10 protein-coding genes are annotated in these 20952 nt (G+C 40.2%); 2 read left to right on the top strand and 8 right to left on the bottom strand.

Features of this window, described 5'->3' with window-relative positions; all coding sequences use genetic code 11:
* Window positions 1-5: 5 nt before the first annotated feature.
* Window positions 6-2078, bottom strand: a complete 2073-nt coding sequence (locus tag RRG12_RS06755) for a dynamin family protein (RefSeq protein WP_420758761.1) — start codon at window positions 2076-2078, stop codon at window positions 6-8.
* A gap of 820 nt (window positions 2079-2898) precedes the next feature.
* Here RRG12_RS06755 and glgX point away from each other — a divergent pair.
* Window positions 2899-5025, top strand: a complete 2127-nt coding sequence (glgX, locus tag RRG12_RS06760; protein WP_420758762.1) for a glycogen debranching protein GlgX — start codon at window positions 2899-2901, stop codon at window positions 5023-5025.
* 34 nt (window positions 5026-5059) lie between these two features.
* On the opposite strand, the gene RRG12_RS06765 is transcribed toward glgX, so the two are convergent.
* The 7 genes from RRG12_RS06765 to RRG12_RS06795 all read right to left on the bottom strand — a co-directional run bounded on the left by RRG12_RS06765 (window position 5060) and on the right by RRG12_RS06795 (window position 19374).
* Window positions 5060-6595 carry an iron uptake porin gene (locus tag RRG12_RS06765; RefSeq protein ID WP_420758763.1) on the bottom strand — a complete coding sequence of 512 codons (1536 nt, stop codon included), beginning with the start codon at window positions 6593-6595 and terminating at the stop codon, window positions 5060-5062.
* A gap of 178 nt (window positions 6596-6773) precedes the next feature.
* Complete coding sequence (locus RRG12_RS06770) at window positions 6774-7754, bottom strand: phosphotransferase family protein (protein WP_420758764.1); 981 nt, start codon at window positions 7752-7754, stop codon at window positions 6774-6776.
* A gap of 43 nt (window positions 7755-7797) precedes the next feature.
* Window positions 7798-9594 (bottom strand): ABC transporter ATP-binding protein, encoded by a 1797-nt coding sequence (locus tag RRG12_RS06775; RefSeq protein ID WP_420758765.1) that lies wholly within the window; start codon window positions 9592-9594, stop codon window positions 7798-7800.
* Window positions 9595-10755, bottom strand: coding sequence for a glycosyltransferase family 4 protein (locus tag RRG12_RS06780; protein WP_420758766.1), 1161 nt, complete (start codon window positions 10753-10755; stop codon window positions 9595-9597).
* A 13-nt stretch (window positions 10756-10768) separates the two neighbouring features.
* Window positions 10769-12034, bottom strand: coding sequence for a glycosyltransferase (locus RRG12_RS06785; protein ID WP_420758767.1), 1266 nt, complete (start codon window positions 12032-12034; stop codon window positions 10769-10771).
* 50 nt (window positions 12035-12084) lie between these two features.
* Window positions 12085-13356: a glycosyltransferase family protein gene (locus tag RRG12_RS06790; RefSeq protein ID WP_420758768.1), complete on the bottom strand. Its 1272-nt coding sequence runs from the start codon at window positions 13354-13356 to the stop codon at window positions 12085-12087.
* A 363-nt stretch (window positions 13357-13719) separates the two neighbouring features.
* The gene (locus RRG12_RS06795; RefSeq protein WP_420758769.1) at window positions 13720-19374 is read right to left on the bottom strand and encodes a PAS domain S-box protein; all 5655 of its coding nucleotides are present in this window, start codon (window positions 19372-19374) and stop codon (window positions 13720-13722) included.
* A 929-nt stretch (window positions 19375-20303) separates the two neighbouring features.
* Between RRG12_RS06795 and RRG12_RS06800 the strand changes: the two genes are divergently transcribed.
* The gene (locus RRG12_RS06800) at window positions 20304-20849 is read left to right on the top strand and encodes an Hsp20/alpha crystallin family protein (RefSeq protein WP_181931545.1); all 546 of its coding nucleotides are present in this window, start codon (window positions 20304-20306) and stop codon (window positions 20847-20849) included.
* The last annotated feature ends 103 nt before the right edge of the window (window positions 20850-20952 follow it).

Consider the following 20952-nt stretch of genomic DNA (forward strand, 5'->3'; position numbering starts at 1 on the left):
AGAACCTAATTATTTATATTTAAACGAGTACCACATTTAATACAAAACCTACAATTTGAGTCATTCGCATAACCGCAATTTATACAAGTTTTTTTCTCAAAATTATCGTGCTTATTTAGATTGATACTTTGGTAGAGTTGCTCAGATAAAACCAAAGCATGATTTAGAATAGTTTGCGTTTCGTTACGCATTGTATCGAGTATTTTCTGCTGATTTTCAGCCAAAGCTTGTTGTTTTCCCTGGACTTTAGCAAGTGTGTTCTGAACGTTTTCAATCCAGGAATTAATTTCTTGATCTACTTTAACTTTGAAGAGTTCTAAATGTTTGTATACTTGATAAATGTACTCATCAACTGCTTGTTTAGTTTGGTGCGATATCAATTGATTTTCAATCTCTGCAATCACCTTAGATTTATAATTATTTTTAAAGTTTTTGGCTTTTTGCAAACTGCCAAATCCTGCACCTACAGCTTTTCCTAAAGAATTGAATAAAGAACCAGCTACATCACCGACGACACTAGATAAACCACTCGATTCGGACTTAAAAATAAATGTTTCTGAACTGCAAGTAAATAAAATCAGTAAATTACTAGATTGCTCTCGATTGAATTGCTCAAAAGCTTGATTAAGCGAGTTAATTATTTGCAGTGACGAGGTTTGAAAACCTAAATTATCATCAATTTGAGTTAAATGTATTTCAATACTATGCATCACTTCAGGCGCTATTTCTAGCAAACTCTGCATTTGCCATACTGCTTCTGATAACTCTTGCTTGATGACATTTTGAATTTGCTCTACTATTATTTGGCTAGCGCTTTGCACAGCACTTGAGATGTATTTAGCACACTGTTGCTGTAATTTTATGCCATCGCTAGAATTTACCTCTATTGATTCAATAACTTGCTCAACAGTCTGTTTTAATCGATTTTCTAACTGTTCTATTAATAAATTTACTTGGATTTTAATTTTGTCATTATTAGGATTAACCAGCAATATTTTTTTTGTTTTTATTTTGTTGAATTTTAAAACTATATTGTAAAATTGATAACATTTATTACTAAAAATTTGTTGTTGTATTTCTAATTCATTTTGCTGATTATTAATTATTTGGGTAATTTCTGTAGCTATAGAGCTTACGTGATTAACAACCACTTGTAAAATAATTTTTTCCCGATCTTCTAGCAGAAGCTTCTGTAGCGCCAATTCAAATTTCCCAAAATGGCTCTGGTTTAAAAGTGCGTCATTGTTATTAACTTTAGCTGACAATGCTTGGTAAGCAGAAATACCAAAAACTTTTGGTTTACCAATCTTATTTAAATAAAATTTATATTCCTGAGAATTTGCATCAAACTGTTGTTTCGCCCAATTCTCTACAAAAAATGCGATCCGTTTTTCAATAGTGCTAACTACTTTATCTGCATCTTGTGAGCGTTTGAAGTGGTCAATTCCTGTTGCTACAAATATGATACAACCAAGGCTATTTGTTAATAACTTTTGAGTGATAAAATTTCCTTCAGATTCAGCGAAAGGTGCTAAAGTTGATGTTACCATAATAGCAGCGTCAACCTTTTGAATAATTGAAAGGGTTACTGCCGTCATATTTTCATCGTCACTCAAGCCTGGTGTATCGATAATTTCTACATTATTTCGACAACAGTTTACTGGATAATAAATGACTGCTTCTTTCACAGTCATAGCAACAGCTTCAGATTCTGGTGTTAATTTTGTCACAAAACTAGGCAGTTTATTAATTGCTATCTCACATTGTTCATCATCTTTAAATATTATTTTGACCAGTGGTTGCGATCCATAAATCACACGGTTGAGAGTAGCAGTTGTAGGCAAGACATCAGATGGTAGGATTTCCTGTCCTAATAAAGCGTTTATAAATGTACTTTTGCCTCGCTTAAATTCTCCGACAACTGCAATAGAAAATGAATTTGTTTCTAGCCGATTTATAGCATTGTCAATTAGTTGACAATTATTTTCTAAATGTAGTTTTTCAGAAAAATTTCTTAACTGTTTTAAATTCTCCACCAGTGTAAGCACGACTTGCTTATAATTGGCAGCAAATAACATAGTAATTTTAATAGTGCTATTATGTATAGCATAATTCAAAACTACAAAAAAATCTTAATTTCTTAACTGAATTTTATTCTACGTAAGTAGAAAAATCAATCAAAGGGGTTTGTGATTTAGATGGTATATTTTGTTGCAGAGTCTTCCGCAAATATTAAGTACCATAGTAAAATGGTGTCCAAAGACACGCGGTCATATTTCCACAGTTCAGATGAGACTATTTGTGAATTTACTATGTGTTAAACTCCAGAGCGATCGCATTTAAAGAACGTAGAAGGGGATTTGACCTAGATGATTTGCAGCTATGTAAAGAGCCGTACCTTGCGGGAAGTTGGGGCAACGAAACTGGGCAATAGTGAGGGTTTAAAACCCTTGCTTTTTAGCGTTAGCGCATCCTAACGCAGGCATCGCTTTACTGAAGCAGATTGTGCAGCGTGTTGCAGACACAGCAGTTTCCTGACTTCAGCCTGTTGCTCTCTGCATTAATTTTTCCAACTTAAGGAATAGAAATTTCTATTACTAATGATAGATCAAATAACATTATCTATAAGTTATATTTTAATGTTAGTGATTTTAAAGAATTATGGATCTTCAGTTCTTTTTATGGAGTCGAATAATAAATAAAATCTCATCAGAGCCTATATTCCTTGCTATGACTGGATTTTAAATTTTTGAGCCTTTCTATAAAATGGCTATTTTAATGCTGTACCATAAAACCAACGCAAGAGCCAGAATTATTAGTAACTTTCACTATTAACTAATTATTCAAAAAAGTCAAAGTCAATTATTTACAGAAAAATTAATTATTCAAGATTTACTTATGTATGTAACTTTATGGCCAGGGAATGTATATCCTTTAGGTGCAACTTGGGATGGGAAAGGGACAAACTTTGCTTTATTTTCGGAAAATGCAACAGGGGTAGAGCTTTGTTTATTTGATAATGATGACGAAGAAATTCGCGTGCCTTTGACAGAAAAAAACAATTTTGTTTGGCATGGTTACTTACCAGGAGTTGGCCCAGGTCAAAAGTATGGATTTAGAGTACATGGGGCATGGGCACCGGAGGTAGGTCATCGATTTAATCCAAACAAACTATTGATTGATCCCTACGCTAAGGCAATTGACGGTGAATTTAGTAACGATCCAGCCGTTTTTGGCTACTCTCTAGACGCTCCAGAAAAAGACTTAGTTTTTTCTGAAATAGATGATGCCAAAATAATGCCCAAATGTGTTGTAGTTGATCAATTTTTTGATTGGGAAGATGATAAACGGCTTAATACACCTTGGCATACAACTGTTATTTATGAAACTCACGTCAAAGGTTTTACTAAACTACATCCAGGTATTCCAGAAGAGTTACGTGGCACTTATGCAGGGTTAGCGCATCCGGCTGCAATTCAACACTTACAGCAATTAGGAATTACAGCAGTTGAGTTGATGCCAGTACATCACTTTTTATCTCATCCGGGACATTTAGAAGATAAAGGATTAAGGAATTACTGGGGCTACGATTCCATCAACTATTTTGCCCCCTATTCTAGTTACAGTGCTAGTGGGACTGAGGGACAACAAGTCACTGAATTTAAGCAGATGGTTAAAGCATTACATTTTGCTGGAATTGAAGTGATTTTAGATGTAGTCTACAACCACACTGGCGAAGGAAATCATTTCGGGCCAACGCTATCTTTACGAGGTATTGATAATTCTGTATATTACCGTTTGGTAAAAGATGATCCTCGCTACTACATGGATTTTACAGGCTGCGGTAACTCTCTGAATGTGCGTCATGCTCAAGTTCTGAAGTTAATCATGGATAGCCTGCGCTATTGGGTAATAGAAATGCATGTAGATGGCTTCCGATTTGATTTGGCCTCGGCGCTAGCACGGGAATTATATGAGGTAGATAATCTATCAGCTTTCTTTGATATTATTCATCAAGACCCAATCTTGGCAGATGTGAAACTAATAGCTGAACCTTGGGATTTAGGAGAAGGAGGTTATCAAGTCGGGAACTTTCCACTGCGTTGGTCTGAGTGGAATGGTAGATATCGGGATACAGTCAGAGATTTTTGGCGTGGTGTAGATGATAGTTTAGGACAATTTGCTTACTGTTTTACCGGTAGTCCTGACCTATATCAAACAAACGGGCGCAACCCAAATGCAAGTATTAATTTCATAACTGCTCATGATGGTTTCACGTTAAATGATTTAGTCAGCTACAACGAAAAGCATAACGAAGCAAATGGAGAAGACAATAGAGATGGTGAAAGCCATAATAGATCCTGGAATTGTGGTGCAGAAGGTGAAACCGACGATCCAGAAGTAATGCGTTTGCGCGAACGACAACGACGAAACTTTTTAGCAACCCTAATGCTATCTCAAGGTGTCCCAATGCTATTAGAGGGGGATGAAATTGGCTGTAGTCAACAGGGAAATAATAATGTTTACTGCCAAGATAATGAGATTTCCTGGCGGCATTGGGATTTGCATAAAGCGAACTCGGATTTATTAGACTTTACACGTGAACTAATTAATTTTCGCCATCAACATCCAGTATTTCGACGGCGTAAGTGGTTTCAAGGTCGCCCCATCCACGGTTTAGGCATTAATGATATTGCTTGGTTTAATTCTGATGGCAGTGGAATGACTGAGAAGCAGTGGCTAGTTAGTTATGCCAAAGTAATGGAGATTTTTTTGAATGGGCAGGGAATTGCTACTCCAGGCGATCGTGGTGAGCGGATTATTGATGAAAGTTTTCTGCTATTTTTTAACGCTCATTATGAGTTAATTGAGTTTGCTTTACCCAATGAATTTAAAGAAAAGGTATGGGAGATAGTAATTGACACTAATGAACCTCGCTTTTTAGATAGAGGAAAGTTAGTTTCAGGCTCTCAAACTGTACCAGTTACAGATCGCTCTCTGATGGTATTACGCCTGATCAATTAGTAGTGTGAGGAGAAAAAGATACCCTTTTTTGCAGTTAAAAGGTAAATGTTGTACGAACCGTACCAACATAAATTTTGTCGTTACTATTATTATTTTCGGGATTCGTGATGACAAATAAACCCGGAGTTATCGCTAGATTATCTGTGATTTGCAGGTGGTAAAAAGCTTCTAGATGTAAAGATGTATCCTCATCTTCAAAGGTATCACCGAAACTATTATCAATCACTTTAGGCGGTTGACCCACCACAAATCCGGCAAAGCTATCTTCTTGCCCAATATCTTTGATCGATAGTAGTAACGCCCATGTGGAGATAAAAGCATTTGGGGTTGCTGCTAAATCTTCTGCTTTGGCATGAATAAAACCAACTCTGCCCCCAAGGGTGATACTTTGGTTAAGTTGCCAAGCGGCTTCTGCACCAAAGGAATTCGCAGTAATGGCATCTGCCTGATTATTAAAAGGATTGTTAGTTAATTCGCTGCCAGTTCCGGTATTCACATTATTGTAAGAGTGGATATAGGTAACGCTAAGTGCTGTTGTTTTGGTGGGTTCAAGTGTGATTTGAGCGATCGCACCATGAGGACTAGCAAAAATTCCCCTCTCTGGATTAGCTGCATCGCTGGTGACGTATGCCAATGACAGATTCAGAGAGTCATTTAAATTATGAGAAATACCGATACCTGCACCGCCACCTTGTCGTCGAATTGGATTTTCTCGTCCAAATGTAGAAATCGATCCGTCTCCACTACCGCTAAAAAGAGGATTGACACTAGGAACAAAATCGCCTAATCCTCCTCCCAAAGCGTACAAGGTTATGCGAGTTTGCTTACCTAGTGGAAATTTATAATCTATCTCATCTACTTCCATCTCATTGTCATCGTCGCCATCAAATCCCAAATTGGCCATTTTAGTTCCAGTAAAATCTGCCAATTCTGGCGTATTTCGACCTTGTAAGCGTATTTGTAAGTTGTCTTTACCTGTAAAACTTGTTTCTAAGCTAAGACGGACGCGATCGCTCAACACTAAATTATCATTGATTGGCTTGGTTCTACTGTTGGCTTTTTTTCCACCAGCAACTCCAGTCATCGCAAAGATAATCTCTCCCTCTAACTCGACTTGAGGCGAAAACTGTTGTGCTTGCAATGCAGCCACTTTGTTTTCTAATAAATCGATGCGATTTCTAAAAGTTGCTAATTCTGCCGAAAAGTCTACTTGTAATTTTTGAATGGTAGTTAAGGTTTCTCGATTTATTTTACCATTACTGATTAACTCATTTATGTGTATGATGCAAGCATTTAAATTAGTAGCAAATTGATATCTAGTCAGAGTTTGATTGTTAGTTATTTTATTGTGGTTAGCGCAGTTATATTGCTCAGTCAAAGCTTGTAGTGTTTTAAATTCCCAACTCTCAGCACTAATATCAGATAATTGAGAAACTGATGTGATTTTATTTAATTGATTATTTTCTCTTATCGCTGCCTTAGTCGTTGCATTAGCTTTATTTAGGCTGCTCAAAGTAAGGAAGATAATTAAACTAATCAAGCGAATTTTCTGCCAAAAAATCAAACCCATCAATACTATCTCCTGAAAATACTACCAGTTTGCAAAAATAGGGTGACAGGTCTTTCAAGACGTGATGAATCGCGTCTCTACATGAGGGTGAGGGTTTTGTTGCTCATTCTGAACTTTATTTAAATTGGCTGGGTGTTGGTCTGTATTGCACTTAACCCAGAAGCTCTATAATTACGAATTACGAATTACGAATTATCCCAAGTCGCTGTTCGCACAGATTTAATAGTGCTTCTGTAAAAGGACGACGTTCTGCAAATTGGGTGCTGATATGAATATGTCGAACTAAAGTTAGGGTTGTATAGGATTGAATTGCAGTGAGGAATTTATCGCTTGTAAGCTGAATAAATCTTTCAGTTAAAACATTTTCATATTCTTGTAATACTTTGGAGTTACCAAAAGTACGAAGGCTGTATTCTTGAATATGAGCAATAAAATTACCGATATCAAGCGCCGGATTACCTTCACAATATAAATCTAGGTCGATGATATACAACCGAGAATTATTAATAATCACTTGATCGGGATAAAAATCACGATGGATACCACAGCGTTTTGGTTCTGGCGTGTTTTCTCCTAAATGATTACTTGCTTCTAATATTCTCTCTAAGCGTTCTTGCCATTGTGGATATTGTTGCGTAACTAATGGAATCCGCTCATGCAAAATTCGTAGTTCATCTGACATAGTATGAGAACGACGAGGAGGAATATTAGCTTGGTGCAATTTATGGGCAGCTTCAGCAATTAGTTTTAAGGGTAAAATACTGTCGGTTTGTGATAAAAATTGAGTAGCAATAACCCCTTCAACTTTACGCTGCAACCACATTTGCCATTCAGGAATTACCCCGACAGGTTCAGGTACAGAAATTCCATCAGGACTATCATCACCAAATCCCGCAGACCATAGAGATTTCTGTAACTCATAACTATGAAAATCCGTTCCCTTAGCCCTAACCTTACCAATCAGCGTAATTATTTGTCCATCATCATTAATCAATTCATATTCAATCAAACAACGCCGCCCCAACTTATGACGAATAACCCGGACTTTCTGCACACGACAATTTGCAGCGATCGCTAAACACCGTCCAAAACACTCTTCCACCCGCAACCGATCAACCGCATCCGCCAAAAAAGGCATCTTCCCATCACTAAAGTCCATACTCTGCGTACCTCTGCGCTTACCTCAGCGTCCCTCTGCGTCTCTAAACCCTCAAAGAACCCTGCACTTGATACAAAGCCGCATAACGCCCATTCTGTTGCATCAATTCCAGATGAGTACCTTGTTCCACCACCTGCCCATTTTCCAGATAAAGAATCATATCTGCGCGAGTTGCCAGATAAAGATCGTGAGTAATTAAAAAAGTCGTGCGATTTTCCGACAATTGTTGCAGCGCATCAATCACAGCCTTCTCATTACCCTTATCTAACCCCGTAGTAGGTTCATCTAAAATCAGGATAGGAGCTTGACGAATGGCAGCACGAGCGATCGCAATTCTTTGTCTTTGTCCCCCAGAAAGGGTTGCGCCTCTTTCCCCTACAAGGGTGTCGTATCCTTGCGGTAAAGCTTGGATAAAATCATGAGCATTAGCTAAACGAGTCGCGTCTTCGATTTCGGCATCAGACACTCCGGCAATCCCGTAGGCAATGTTTTCTCGAATACTAGCAGCGAATAAGAGACTATCTTGCAAAACTACACTAATTTGTGGACGTAATGATGCCAATGTGTATTCTCGAATATCCCGCCCATCAATCATTATGCGCCCTGCTGTTGGATCGTAAAGCCGTAATAATAGACTGACTAATGTAGATTTACCACCACCAGAAGTCCCAACGATCGCTACTTGTTGTCCCGGTTGAATGTTTAAGTTGATGTCTTGCAGTAAAACTTGTCCTGATTCATAGGCAAAGTGGACGCGATCAAAACGCACTGCACCTTGGAAAATCGGGGCTGGGATTGCATCCGGCAAATCATAGACATCGGGTTGCTGATTTAATACGTCTAAAATGCGCTCACTAGAAGCCGCAGCTTTTGCCAGTCGTCCGGTGTATTTAGCGAAGTTCTGCACTGGCTTAAAGGCATTCTTTAAGTAGGTGAGAAATACAAGCACATCCCCAGGTGTTAAAGCATCCCGCAGCGCCAACCAAGAGCCGTACCATAAAACGATCGCTGTTCCCAATGCAATCACAGCATCAACAGTACGTTCTAAGTGAGCCGCCAGCCGTTGAGTTTTGACGCTTTCTTTGAGACTACGCTGATTTTGTTGAGCAAATACTCGTGCAAAAGCATCTTGCAAGGATAAGGCTTTCACTAATTTAATGGCAGCAATGGACTCAGCCGCCGTCGCCGCCACAGCACCTTCTTGGTGGCGTTGCTTCAACGAGGAATCTTTAATTCGCTGGCTGAGTCGGTTAGTAACTAGCCAAAATAACGGTAGCGTGAAGAGTGAAAGTAGGGTCAGGCTGGGATTCATCCAAAACATCACCCCAATCATCCCAAATAGAGTCAGAATGCTGACTACTAGCGGTAATGCTGCCGTAATCATAATTTCTTGGAGACGGCTAGCATCGCTACTGACACGGATAATTAAATCACCGCTACGCGCTTTGGTGTGATAAGCCAAAGATAAATCTTGCAGATGGCAATACAAATGATTACGCACTTTTGCCATGACTCGGCTACCAACTGTTGCTAATCCGACGGTACTCCAATAGGCAGCAAGGGCGCGTAAGCCTGTAATAAGTAAGACGGCAACGGCTGAAAATGTCAGTAATGTTATCGGTTCTAAACTAGCAATGATCGGAATATTATTTATCTTGTCGCCACGCAAGAGAACATAATCAAAGACAAACTTGAGCGGCCAAGGTTCTAATACGCGTAGTCCGACATCTGCAATTAAAGCGATCGCAGAAATCAAAATTAGTCCATATTGTGGACGAATGTCAGGCCAGAAATAAACTAATATTCCCCACAAACCAGGCACATTTTGAGCTTTTGGCATTTATCGTTTCACCTCCATCGGCAATGGAGATGCTATGCGGAGAATTTTTTGAGCGATCGCATCCCAAGTATGATTTGCTATAACCGTTTGCCGCGCCGCCTGTCCTAAAGTATGACGGAGAGTAGGCGATCGCCACAATTTTTCTAAAGCCTCTGCTAAAGCGATCGCATCACCTGGAGGACAAAGAATACCATTCACCCCTGTATCAATTAAGTCTGCCAATTGCCCAATCTGACTCACGACTACAGGCAAACCAGCCGCCATATATTCATACACTTTCAATGGTGAGAAGTAAAAATCAGATTGCGCGGCGTAGGGTGCAACGGCGACATCCATTGCTGCTAATAATTGAGGAACTTCATCAGGATTTACCGCACCTGTAAATTGAGCATGAGCATCTAATCCCCGTGCAGCTAATTCTATTTGCAGATTTTCCCGTTCCGGGCCATCGCCAACAATTAAAAGTTTGGCATTAGGAACACGTTGATGCAGTAAACTAAAAGCTTCTGTGAGAATTGGCAATCCATGCCACGGTTTCAACGTACCGACAAATCCCACTGTAAAGGTTTCAGGTTGAGTTGTAGGACGAAGGGTAGAAAAGCGGTGAGGATTGACACCATTAGGAATGACATGAACTTTGCTACCGTCCACATACTTCATTAAGTAAGTTTTCACTGCATCTGAAACAGCAATCAGTGCTGTAGCTGCTGAAAACACCCGATTTGCCACTTCTTCGGCACTTTGGCGATCAATCAAACCCCGATGCTGTGCTTGTTCTGTAATCAGAGGCGAATTTACCTCCAACAAACCCGGAATTCCCATAGCTTGGGCATATTCCATCGCGCTATAACTCCAAAGAGAATAACGCTCATAAATGAAGTCAAAGGGGCCAAATCTTGCCAAATTTAAACGTAAATCAGGATTCATTGCTAAAGCAACTTGCTCTCGCACCGCCCGTTCTAATTTAGGGATAACTGGGAGTTGATGAACAACAACATTAGCTAAATCTGCGGGTAATTCTCCTCCAATCCGAGTAGCAAACAATGTGACTTGGCTACCTTGCTTTTGCAACGCTCGAATCACCTCTTGGACATGAATCGAACATCCTTTTTGACCAAATACAGGTATACCCGGATCGGCACAAATGTATGCAATTCGCATTTTCACATCTCCTTTAAGCTTTTGCGCCTACTTTGCGAGTTCCGCTTGCGGTATGCGTGAGAAATAATTTCCGTAAAATTGCAGTATTACGATGAATATCAAACTCAGACTCAATTAATTGCCTAGCCTGGGTTGACAACTTAACCCGCAAAGCAGAATTAGTCAGAAATTGCCCAAGTGCGATCGCTAATTTCTCGGCATCATGTTGTGGCACAATCAACCCAGTCTCGCCATCACGCACCAATTCAGGAATACCCGTCACATCAGTACTTACACAGGGAGTTCCCAAAGCCATAGCTTCCAGTAAAACTGTTGGTAGTCCATCCCGATTACCATCTTTGCCAATGACATAAGGTGCGGCAAACACAGCAGCTTTTTGTACTAATTGAAACACTTCATTTTGTGGACGCGGGCCGACAATTTCCACAATAGATTGCAGTTCTAAATCTATAATTTGCTGACGCAAGGTCAATTCTAAAGAACCAGTACCGACAATTTGACACTGAAACTGATAATTTCTCTGCTTGAGAATGGCACAAGCATCAATCAAAACAGATAGCCCTTTCTTCTCAATTAACCGACCGACTGAGATAATTAATGGCGGACGTTCAGCCGGAGAAGAATATTGTAATTGTCGTAAATCTAAACCGTTGTAAATGCGCTGAACTTGATTTGCGGGTAAATTATATGTATTGTGCAGATATCTGAGATTATAGTCACTGACAGTTACTATACTAGCGGCATCCTGTAGCTTACGTTGCATATCCTCAAATTCCACGCTTTCATGAAATATGTCTTTAGCATGAGCCGTAAAGGTATAAGGAATGCCTGTAAAGTGAGATGCTAGCCGAGCGACACTAGTAGCCACAGTCCCAAAATGAGCGTGTAAATGAGTAATGCCTTTGATTCGCGCTTCTCGTGCTAACCATGCGGCTTGGTAGACAGTGCTAGCTTGTTCACCTTGAGCAAAGGCCAGTTTTGGCCAAAAGTCAGGGATAACTTTACTTGCTTCTTGTAACTCTGCCCAAAAATAGCTAGCGGCTGTAGGTGCGAGACTATTGAGTGATTCACTAACTCGCCCTTGAATTGGCCTCCGAATGTAACTTACAGACGCACGGACTTGGGAAATAATATTTTGAAAGTGAGTATCACATAGTGGCCGTAAGGCGAAAATTTCTATATCTAAGCCAGCCGCTTCATGAGCCAAAATTTCATTGACGACAAAGGTTTCAGAATAGCGGGGATAACGTTTGAGAACATAACCAATACGGATTGACATAATTCGTAATTCGTAATTAATGAGATGAGATTTTTGTCTTTGACTAATGACTAATGACAAATAGCTGATATGAGGATTTCATTAACGAATTGGGGAATGCGGGTAAGTCCTTTGAGATCGACGAAATTACGGACTTGTGATGGCTCTACCTCAAGCTTTAGCCAGTTCGTTAATGCAGCAGGTGTCAGTTGATGTGGGTGCAGTACATCGATTAAGCCTAGTGCTTGTAATCGTTCAGCACGGATTAATTGTTCTCGTCGGGGTTTGATGCGGGGTAAAATTAGCGATCGCTTGGCAAATGACAACAATTCACAAGTTGTGTTGTAACCACCCATTGCAATCACACGTTCGGCTTGATTTAATAACAGCGTCGGCTCGGCTAAATATTCCAACACGCGCAAGTTATCACGTTGCGCTGCATACTTCTGGAGTTTTTGCCGGACTTCTCGCGGCATAAACGGGCCTGTCAAGATGATACCGTTCATCTCTGGTGGTAGTTCAGCATGAGCAAATGTTTCTGCTAACTGCGCTCCGTCTTGTCCGCCTCCCACTAAGCACAATACCAATCGTTCAGATGGCAAATTGAGCGATTTAAATGCTTGAACGCTGTCTAAATCCAGATGTTTGAGGCGACTACGTTGGTCAAGATAGCCCGTGTAGCGGAATTTGGCAACAGTTTTTGGCTGGAAGTGATACTCTTTTGCTAGGTCATAGATGTTGCGATCGCCATACACCCAAACCTGATCGTAGTAAGTTTGAATCGCCTCTTCATTAGCTGCTCGCTTCCAATCTCGACGCACAGAAGCGGGTTCATCTAAGATATCCCGTAAACCTAAAATGCAGTGTGTTTTTCCTTGAGCACGCAAGTAATTTAGGGTTGGATCTAGCTCTCTGACCGCTCCTCGCGGTACATTATCCACAATGAAAATATCAGGTTTAAATGTTTTGATGGTGGTTAGTATGACTTGCGATCGCAGTGTAATAATTTCCTGCAATGATAGATCCAATCTTCTGGCGTGATATTGCCCATCAATGCTTTTATGCAAAGCCGGGAGCGTCAAACAGTCTACCCCTGGAGGTGTTGGTACATTACTGGCATCTTGAATGCCACTAATCATTAAAACATCGGTTTTTAGGGGTGAACATCCTAAAGTTTGAGCAATCAACAAATTACGGCGTTTATGTCCTAGCCCCATTGTGTCGTGGGAATATAAAGCAATACGCCACTTTCGAGTATTGCTAGATAAACTACTATCCTCTGAAGATACGATACTACCTGATGTTCTGATAATTTCTCCAGGGTGAGGTAACAAGTTGTTCATTTGCACTCCTGACTAATTTTTCCCACAGTATCTAATCCCCTTTTTTATCTAGCAATCTGAAATAATTCATTGAGAACACATGGCTCTATACCCAGAGCTAAAGTTTTCATTGATACTGATTTTCTTCCACTCTCTACCTTTCTTTGTTAAAAATTTTGTGTGTCACTTAACTTGAACTTAATGTAAGTTTAACCAAGGTTTTATGAGAAGACAATGAAGGTTACATGAGAACTTTCTCATGTAACCTCCACCGGATATCAAATATTGCCTATTCGCTTTCAGAAACTATTTTTACTCGTAACTCTAATTAAAGTACGCTTTATAATCATTAGTATTGATATGAATGGCAATCCACAATTCTTATTAACTGGATAATACTCCTGAAATACTCGTCAATTCCATAATTCTCTCAAACTGAAAATCATGAGCTAAATTTTTAATAAAAGTTTGCAAAATCACATTTTCTGAAGGTATTTGCTCAATCAATTCTAAAATCAGGTCATCACTACATTGGGCGGCGGCGGTGTACACTTTTTTCACCCATTCCGGCGACATTTCAGCAAATAGAGTCACTAAATCTGTAAAGGTCAACATTGATTCTATTTCCTGTTGCGTTGCATCTGCTATCTGATAGCTTTCTTCTTGATAAATATATTGAACTCCTAAATATTCGCTCAGTTTTTCTAATAATTTCTCCTCGCGGAAAGGCTTGTTAATATAATCATCACAACCCGCTTTGATCATTACCTCTCGTTGTTCCTCAAAGGCATTAGCGGTTAAGGCGATAATAATGGTTTTGCAATTTTCGATTGAGGTTTCTTCTCTAGCTTTAATAATTCTTGTGGCTTCATAGCCGTCCATAATCGGCATCCGCATATCCATTAAGATTAGCTGTGGTTGCCATGTCTGCCAAAGTGCGATCGCTTCTTGACCATTTGTCGCTTCCTGGACTGCAAAACCGATAGATGTCAGAATTTTCATTAATACTAAACGGCTGTCTGTAGAGTCATCAACCACCAAGATGCGGTATTCGCTTTGATCGGCCGCTAAACTAATAACTTGGCGTCTAGTTTTTTTGATCTGGATTTCGCTAGCTTCGGCTAAACCAATTTGAATATCAAAAGTAAATTTACTTCCCTCGCCAACAGTGCTGATGACGCTAATATCTCCCCCCATTAGTTCCACGTATTTGCGGCTGATTGCTAAACCTAGTCCTGTTCCCTGTTGAGATTTCCTGCCGGTTTCAGTTTGCCCAAAAGCTTCAAACAGCAAGTCAATTTCTTCTGGAGCAATACCGCGACCAGTATCTTCTACCTCGAAGATTAGGGATTGGGGATTTATTATTCTCCTTTGCTCCCCTGCCCCTCTGCCCCCCTGCTCCCCCTGCTCCCCGTCTTCGCTGCTCCCTGCTCCCCAATCCATGCCTACATACAGCGTCACTCTTCCAGTATCGGTAAATTTGATCGCATTTCCCAGAAGGTTAAGCAAGACTTGACGCAGTTTACTTTCGTCAGCTTGGATGTACTGGGGGAGATGAGATGTATATTCAAATACCAATTCTAATCCTTTAGATGTGGCACGGAAGCGCAACATCTCTTTGAGGTTTTCCAACAGACGAATTAAGTCAAAACTGTTGAGATTTAATGTTATTCTACCGGCTTCAATTTTAGACATTTCCAGAATGTCGTTAATCAAGTTGAGGAGATGTTCGCCGGCCCGATTGATGATTGTTAGATTTTGCTGATGTTCAGTAGATAAATTACGATCATGGCTCATGACTTGGGTAAAACCAAGGATGGCATTGAGTGGGGTACGCAGTTCGTGGCTCATGTTGGCGAGAAATTCGCTTTTGGCGCGGTTGGCAGCATCAGCAATAATCACAGCTTCTTGCAATGCTTGTGACTGCCTTTGAGTTTGTGCTAGTAATTGTGCCTGCTGTAAAGCAACACCTAACTGATTACCAATTTGAACTACGATATTGATTTCTCCTGCTTTCCATTGGCGGGAATCGGAATTTTGATAACTCGCCAGTAATCCCCAAAGCTGAGTACCATACAAAATGGGGACAATAATGTAGGCTTTTGCCTGAAAGCGCTCTAAGAGTTTGATATAAGCAGGATGAAACTCAGCGTTGTAAATGTCTGGGACACAGCGGAAACTTGCACCTTGGGTTGTTTGCAAATAAGGATCTTCCAGTTGGTTATCTGCGTCGTCCAAAATTTTCGCTAGGCAACGGCCATCTTGTAAGACACCTTCTGTGAGATGTGGATGATTGTTGTGTTCTTCTATTAGAGAAATCCAACCCTTACCCACCGACTCGGAGACAAATTCGCCACTCCATTGGGGATTGAAACGATAGACAACAACCCGATCGCAGTTGAGTACTTGGCGTAATTCTTCGGTTGTAGCCGCAAATATCGTTTCTAAATCGAGTGTTTGGCGCATTCTTTGAATTACTTGGGCGATCGCTCTTTCGCGTTCTGCACTCTCACGCAAGGCTTCTTCGGCTAACTTTCTCTCGGTAATATCTGTAATTGTACCGATGTAACCTTTAATTTTTCCATCTTCTCCAAATTCTGGTAAAGCCTGACAAATTACCCAGACGACTGTACTATCAGCACGCAAAAAACGATGCTCGTACTTATACATTTTTTTAGTGGTTCTTGCTTGATTCCATACCAACAAGAACTGCTCGCGGTCGTCTGGATGTACGGCATTTGCCCAACCTGTTCCCAGAGACTCTTCTAAACTGCATCCAGTAATCTCACTCCAGCGTTGATTAAAATATAAAATATTGCCATCTACGTCAGCGTGAAATATACAAGCTGGTGAGGTTTCTGCTAAAAGTTGATATCGCTGCTGACCTGACTGCAAAGCTATTTCTGCCAATTTGCGATCGTTAATGTCTGCCCAATAACCAACGCATTCTATAGGATAGTTAGCTTCGTCATAAATTAACCTCATCTTTTCGTAGAACCAGTGATAGGTTCCATCAGCGTGTAACCAACGATATTCGTAGGAAATGTACTCCTGCTCAACAAGCTGCTTAAATTTTTCTGAGATGAGTTTAATATCTTGTGGGTGGACGTGATGAAGCCAGAAACTAGAATTCTCAATAAAAACACGCGCTTCGTAGCCCACCATTTCTTTAACGTTCTCACTGATAAAGGTCGTGCTACAATCCTCTGATGTTTTGCTGCTATAAATGACTACAGGACTAGAGGTGAGCAGATATTGTAGGCGTTCGTTAGCTGAACGCAGTTCTTGTTCAATGTGTTTGCGATAGCTAATTTCTACTAAAACTGTGCCGACACCAGAGGGGCGATCGTCTTCACCAGGAATCGGAAAATAAGAAGCTAAGAAGTGGCGGGTAATATTTGGTTGTTGAATTGATGCGCTGCTTAATTCTTGATTGAGAATGGGTTTACCTGTCAATAAAACCTGTTGATAAATTGGTTCCACTACGGGGGACATCTGGGGTAAGACTTCATAAATTCTCTGGCCAATATGATCTTGCTGGGGTAGTCCATTAATCTCCGCTAGCAGTTGGTTGATTTGCACAAACCGTAGTTGATTATCTACGATGTTCATGCCAACGGGGGCACTACTAAAAAAGGCATTGAGGCGAGCTTCTCTGAGTGCTAGTTCTTGTTCTAGGGTTTTGCGCTCAATCAACCCACCCAACTGAGCAGCAACGGCACTGACTAGCAAAAGCAAACGTCGATCTACCAATACTGAACTACGTTTAAAAAATACTAAAACCGCTAATACTTGCTTCCCAGAGACTATGGGAACACCAAAACCAGCTTTTAATCCTACTTTGGCTGCTTGTCGCGATCGCAAAAAAATTGGTTGTGTAACTTTAGAAACATCTTCTATCCATTCTGGCTCCTGGTTCTGCCAAACTCTTCCTGGTAGTCCCACTCCCAAAGGAAATTTCACGGCTTGACTTTGGCGGCAAAATTCTTCTAAACTACTCTGCTCACCGTACCAGCCCAGACTGTGTTCTAAAACAGTTCTGTCTTCATTAGGTATCCATGCTTCACCAAAATCCCAGCCAATGGTATGACAAATTAAGCGCAATACCACCATTAAGGCGCTGTTGACATTACTACCGCGAGTGATGGCTTGGGTTGTCAACAGTAACAAACGACTTTCATTTTCTGCCTGCTTGCGTTCAGTAATATCTTTGGCGGTGCCTAGTACGTACCATTGTCCATAAATCTTGATCATTTCCGCACTCAAAAGTGTTGTCCTGATTTCTCCTGTTGAAGTGCAGACATCAATCTCATAGTTGCGGATGGCTTTTGTTTGTTGCAAGATATGAGTGAGAAAATTATATTCTTCTGGATTCACCCAAATATTCAATTCTTGATCGGTGCGATTGATCACCTGAGAGCGAGAATAACCAAAAAATCGACAAAAACTGTCGTTAACTTCGACATAGCGTTTATTGAGAACAGTAATTAAGGCAATTGGATCGGGAGATGACCGAAAAGCTGATGCTAACTTTTCTTCAGAAGCCCGTCGCGCTGCTTCTGCGCGTTGGCGTTCTTTTGCCTCCAACACCAAGGATGTTAAATTGCCCAGAGAGCGAGCGAAATTTTGGTCTTCTAGCGTCCAATGATGAGTAACTCCCACTGCTTCCAGACATAAAACTCCTACGGTCTTTCCCTCCAGCCTAATGGGTGTATCGAGTATAGAGGTGATGTTTAATCTTGAGTAAGACGCAGAAAATTCTTTAGTTCTAGAATCAGTATGAGCATCATCTGCGGCGATCGCTTCGTCTTGTTGCAAAGCTGCAAAATAAGCTGGATAGTTGGCTGCTGATAAGGAAAGTCCTTCACTATGTTGATTGCGACTGGCCTCAAATAGATCGAAACACTGAATTTTCGTGCCTGTTTCGTCATAGAGCCAAATACTGGTTCGTTCCACCCCAATATTCTTGACAGCCGTTTCAGTGATTTTACAGAAAGCTGCTTTCAAGTCACCCTGATAAAGTGTTTGATTTTGCGCCAGTTGTGTTAGCACTAGATTATGATTGCGGAGCTTAATTGTGCTTTCTTGGAGTAATTTTTCTACTCCTCGACGCTGTGTAATATTACTAGCAGTACCAGTCATACCTATAACCAGACCCTCTTCATTGTGTAATGCGATCGCATTAAACATCAGATAAAGTAAGGTACCATCTTTCGCTACACAGCTAGTTTCATGTTGAAAGATCGGTTTTCCCTGAAGAACGCAGTCAAAGGCTACTTTATCTTGAGCAACTTGTGTAGGTGAGATGAAATCAGTCAAGGCACGCCCGATCATTTCTTGGGGTTCGTAGCCATAAATCTGCTTCACTGCCGGGTTGACAAAGGTAATTAGTCCATCAATATCTACTGACCAAATCATATCCTGGGATGTTTCTACTAGGTGGCGATACTGACTTTCACTCTTTTTCAGGGCAGCTTCGACTAAAAGGCATTCGCTTTGGTAAACTTCCCTACAAAAGGCTTTGCTAATGTTAGGGGGAATTTCTTGAAAAATATCTTCTATTTGTTTGTTACGAATATTTAACTTAGCTACAACTTCTTGACGCTTTTTAATCTCCTGTTGCAGTTGCTCATTTTGCTCTTTTAACTGTTTTTTCAGTCTTTGGATAGTGAGTTGATTTTGTACGCGTAATAAAACTTCTGTAGTTTGGAATGGTTGATTAATATAGTCAATATTGCCTAAATCAAAGATATTTATCTTCTCAGATAATTCATCTAAATTACCGAAAAAGATTATTGGAATATCTTGAGTTTTATCGTTAGCTTTCAAATGTTGACAAATGTCATAACCATCCATATCTAGCATAAGAACATTTAGCAAAAGCAAATCAGGGAGAAAAGCAAGCGCTGTATTGATTGCCGATTGTCCCGAAATGACACTTTGCACCTGATAACTTTGGTGCTGAAGGATGTCTGATAAAAAATGTAAATTCTCTAAGTTGCTATCAACTAATAAAATTTTGATTTTTTGAGCATCCATATCAGTTCCTAAGTTAATTTTCAATCAAGACTAATTTGTTGAATCAAACTGAACATAAAATCAGAAAGCAAAACTCTGTTACCAAATTGTAAATAAAATCATCGTTGCTTACCACCATACTTCAGCCCAAGGTGTATGGAAAAGTTGCAGATGAAGTAGAACAAGTGGTTAATACTGCCAAATCTCTGCGGTGAAAAATCGGAATAGAAAGATACACCATATAACTTGCTGTTTCGCTGGTTTGGCATTCACTGTACTTTCTTTTCCATAAAGGACTTCCAAAAAAAATACTCAACTACTTCTTGTGGGGTGGGTGTCTCGCGCCCGCAACCAAAGGTGGGTAAGCCTTAGCGAGGCTTGTATACGGCAAACTATCAGGACTTACGCAAACAATAGCCGAAAAGAATGATTTTTTGTAGGGGCCATACCCTGCGGGTGACGCTCCTTCGTCGCTATCGCTGCGCTAACGCTGAAAGCGTTTTCGTAAGAGTAGCCGTTTCTCTACTACCTATAGTTTTGCGTAAATCCTGGCTACGTGCAGCGTCACCGTCAAGAGAAAAATCAGCTGCTCTAGCCCTTAGAATAGGCTGGAGCCTTTGAATACAAGTGAATTTAATTAACTTTACATTACGTAATCATAGTTTAATTTATTATTGCCTACTTACCTTGATATCAACTATTCTCAAGCTTTTCACCCTTCTTTTGTTTGATACGGTAAATCCAACCTATGTCTGTACGGTTTACCCAACTGTTTTTAGATTTTGATTTTATTAAATTACTTACTAGAGAGAAAAAACAAAGCAAATAAAGCTCCTCTCTAAACAAAATAGAGGTTCGATGATTGCTTAAATATCTAAAACCTCTAAATACCTCTAAAACTTTGTTTGATTACCCAAAATTGAATTAGAAAGTTAAGGAGAGATTCAGATATGGCACTCATTCGTTGGGAACCATTCCGTGAAATGGAGATTCTGCGTCGTCAAATGGATCAACTTTTCTCTGAGCTTACAGCAGCCGAGCGTGGCAACTCAGATATTTCTTCTCCATCACCGAGAACAGCATGGGTTCCTGCTGTTGAGTTATACGACAATGGTTCAGAGTGGCTATTAAGAGTTGAGATTCCAGGTGTAGAAGCTAAAGACTTGGATATTCAAGTCACTCAAGATGCAGTTTCAATTACAGGTGAGCATCGTTACGAAAAGCATTCCCAATCTAACGCTAAAGTTCATTCTGAATTCCGGTATGGTAACTTTACCAGAGTAATTGCTCTACCAAGCAAAGTTCAGAATCAACAAGTTAAGGCAGACTTGAAAGATGGGATTTTAATTTTGACTTTACCCAAACTTGAGCAAGAGCAGAGCAAGGTATTCAAAGTGAATTTGGGACAATCTCAAAGTGCCACAGCTTCTATAGAAGCCGGCAACGGTAACACACAACCCAATATTACATCACAGCAAAGTGTTCAAACTGCTTGATTCAATGGTTTCTATATCTCTGCAATAGGTAAATTTGGATATAAACCCCAGCTAAACTCATCTGCTGGGGTTTTTATTGCTTTTTTACTCAGTACTATTCCAG

The sequence above is a fragment of the Nostoc sp. CALU 546 genome (genome assembly GCF_048836525.1).

Excerpts from the sequence above, each read along its gene's own strand:
- RRG12_RS06755 (WP_420758761.1), bottom strand. The coding sequence starts at position 2,078 with ATGTTATTTGCTGCCAATTATAAGCAAGTCGTGCTTACACTGGTGGAG.
- glgX (WP_420758762.1), top strand. The coding sequence starts at position 2,899 with ATGTATGTAACTTTATGGCCAGGGAATGTATATCCTTTAGGTGCAACT.
- RRG12_RS06765 (WP_420758763.1), bottom strand. The coding sequence starts at position 6,595 with ATGGGTTTGATTTTTTGGCAGAAAATTCGCTTGATTAGTTTAATTATC.
- RRG12_RS06770 (WP_420758764.1), bottom strand. The coding sequence starts at position 7,754 with ATGGACTTTAGTGATGGGAAGATGCCTTTTTTGGCGGATGCGGTTGAT.
- RRG12_RS06775 (WP_420758765.1), bottom strand. The coding sequence starts at position 9,594 with ATGCCAAAAGCTCAAAATGTGCCTGGTTTGTGGGGAATATTAGTTTAT.
- RRG12_RS06780 (WP_420758766.1), bottom strand. The coding sequence starts at position 10,755 with ATGCGAATTGCATACATTTGTGCCGATCCGGGTATACCTGTATTTGGT.
- RRG12_RS06785 (WP_420758767.1), bottom strand. The coding sequence starts at position 12,034 with ATGTCAATCCGTATTGGTTATGTTCTCAAACGTTATCCCCGCTATTCT.
- RRG12_RS06790 (WP_420758768.1), bottom strand. The coding sequence starts at position 13,356 with ATGAACAACTTGTTACCTCACCCTGGAGAAATTATCAGAACATCAGGT.
- RRG12_RS06795 (WP_420758769.1), bottom strand. The coding sequence starts at position 19,374 with ATGGATGCTCAAAAAATCAAAATTTTATTAGTTGATAGCAACTTAGAG.
- RRG12_RS06800 (WP_181931545.1), top strand. The coding sequence starts at position 20,304 with ATGGCACTCATTCGTTGGGAACCATTCCGTGAAATGGAGATTCTGCGT.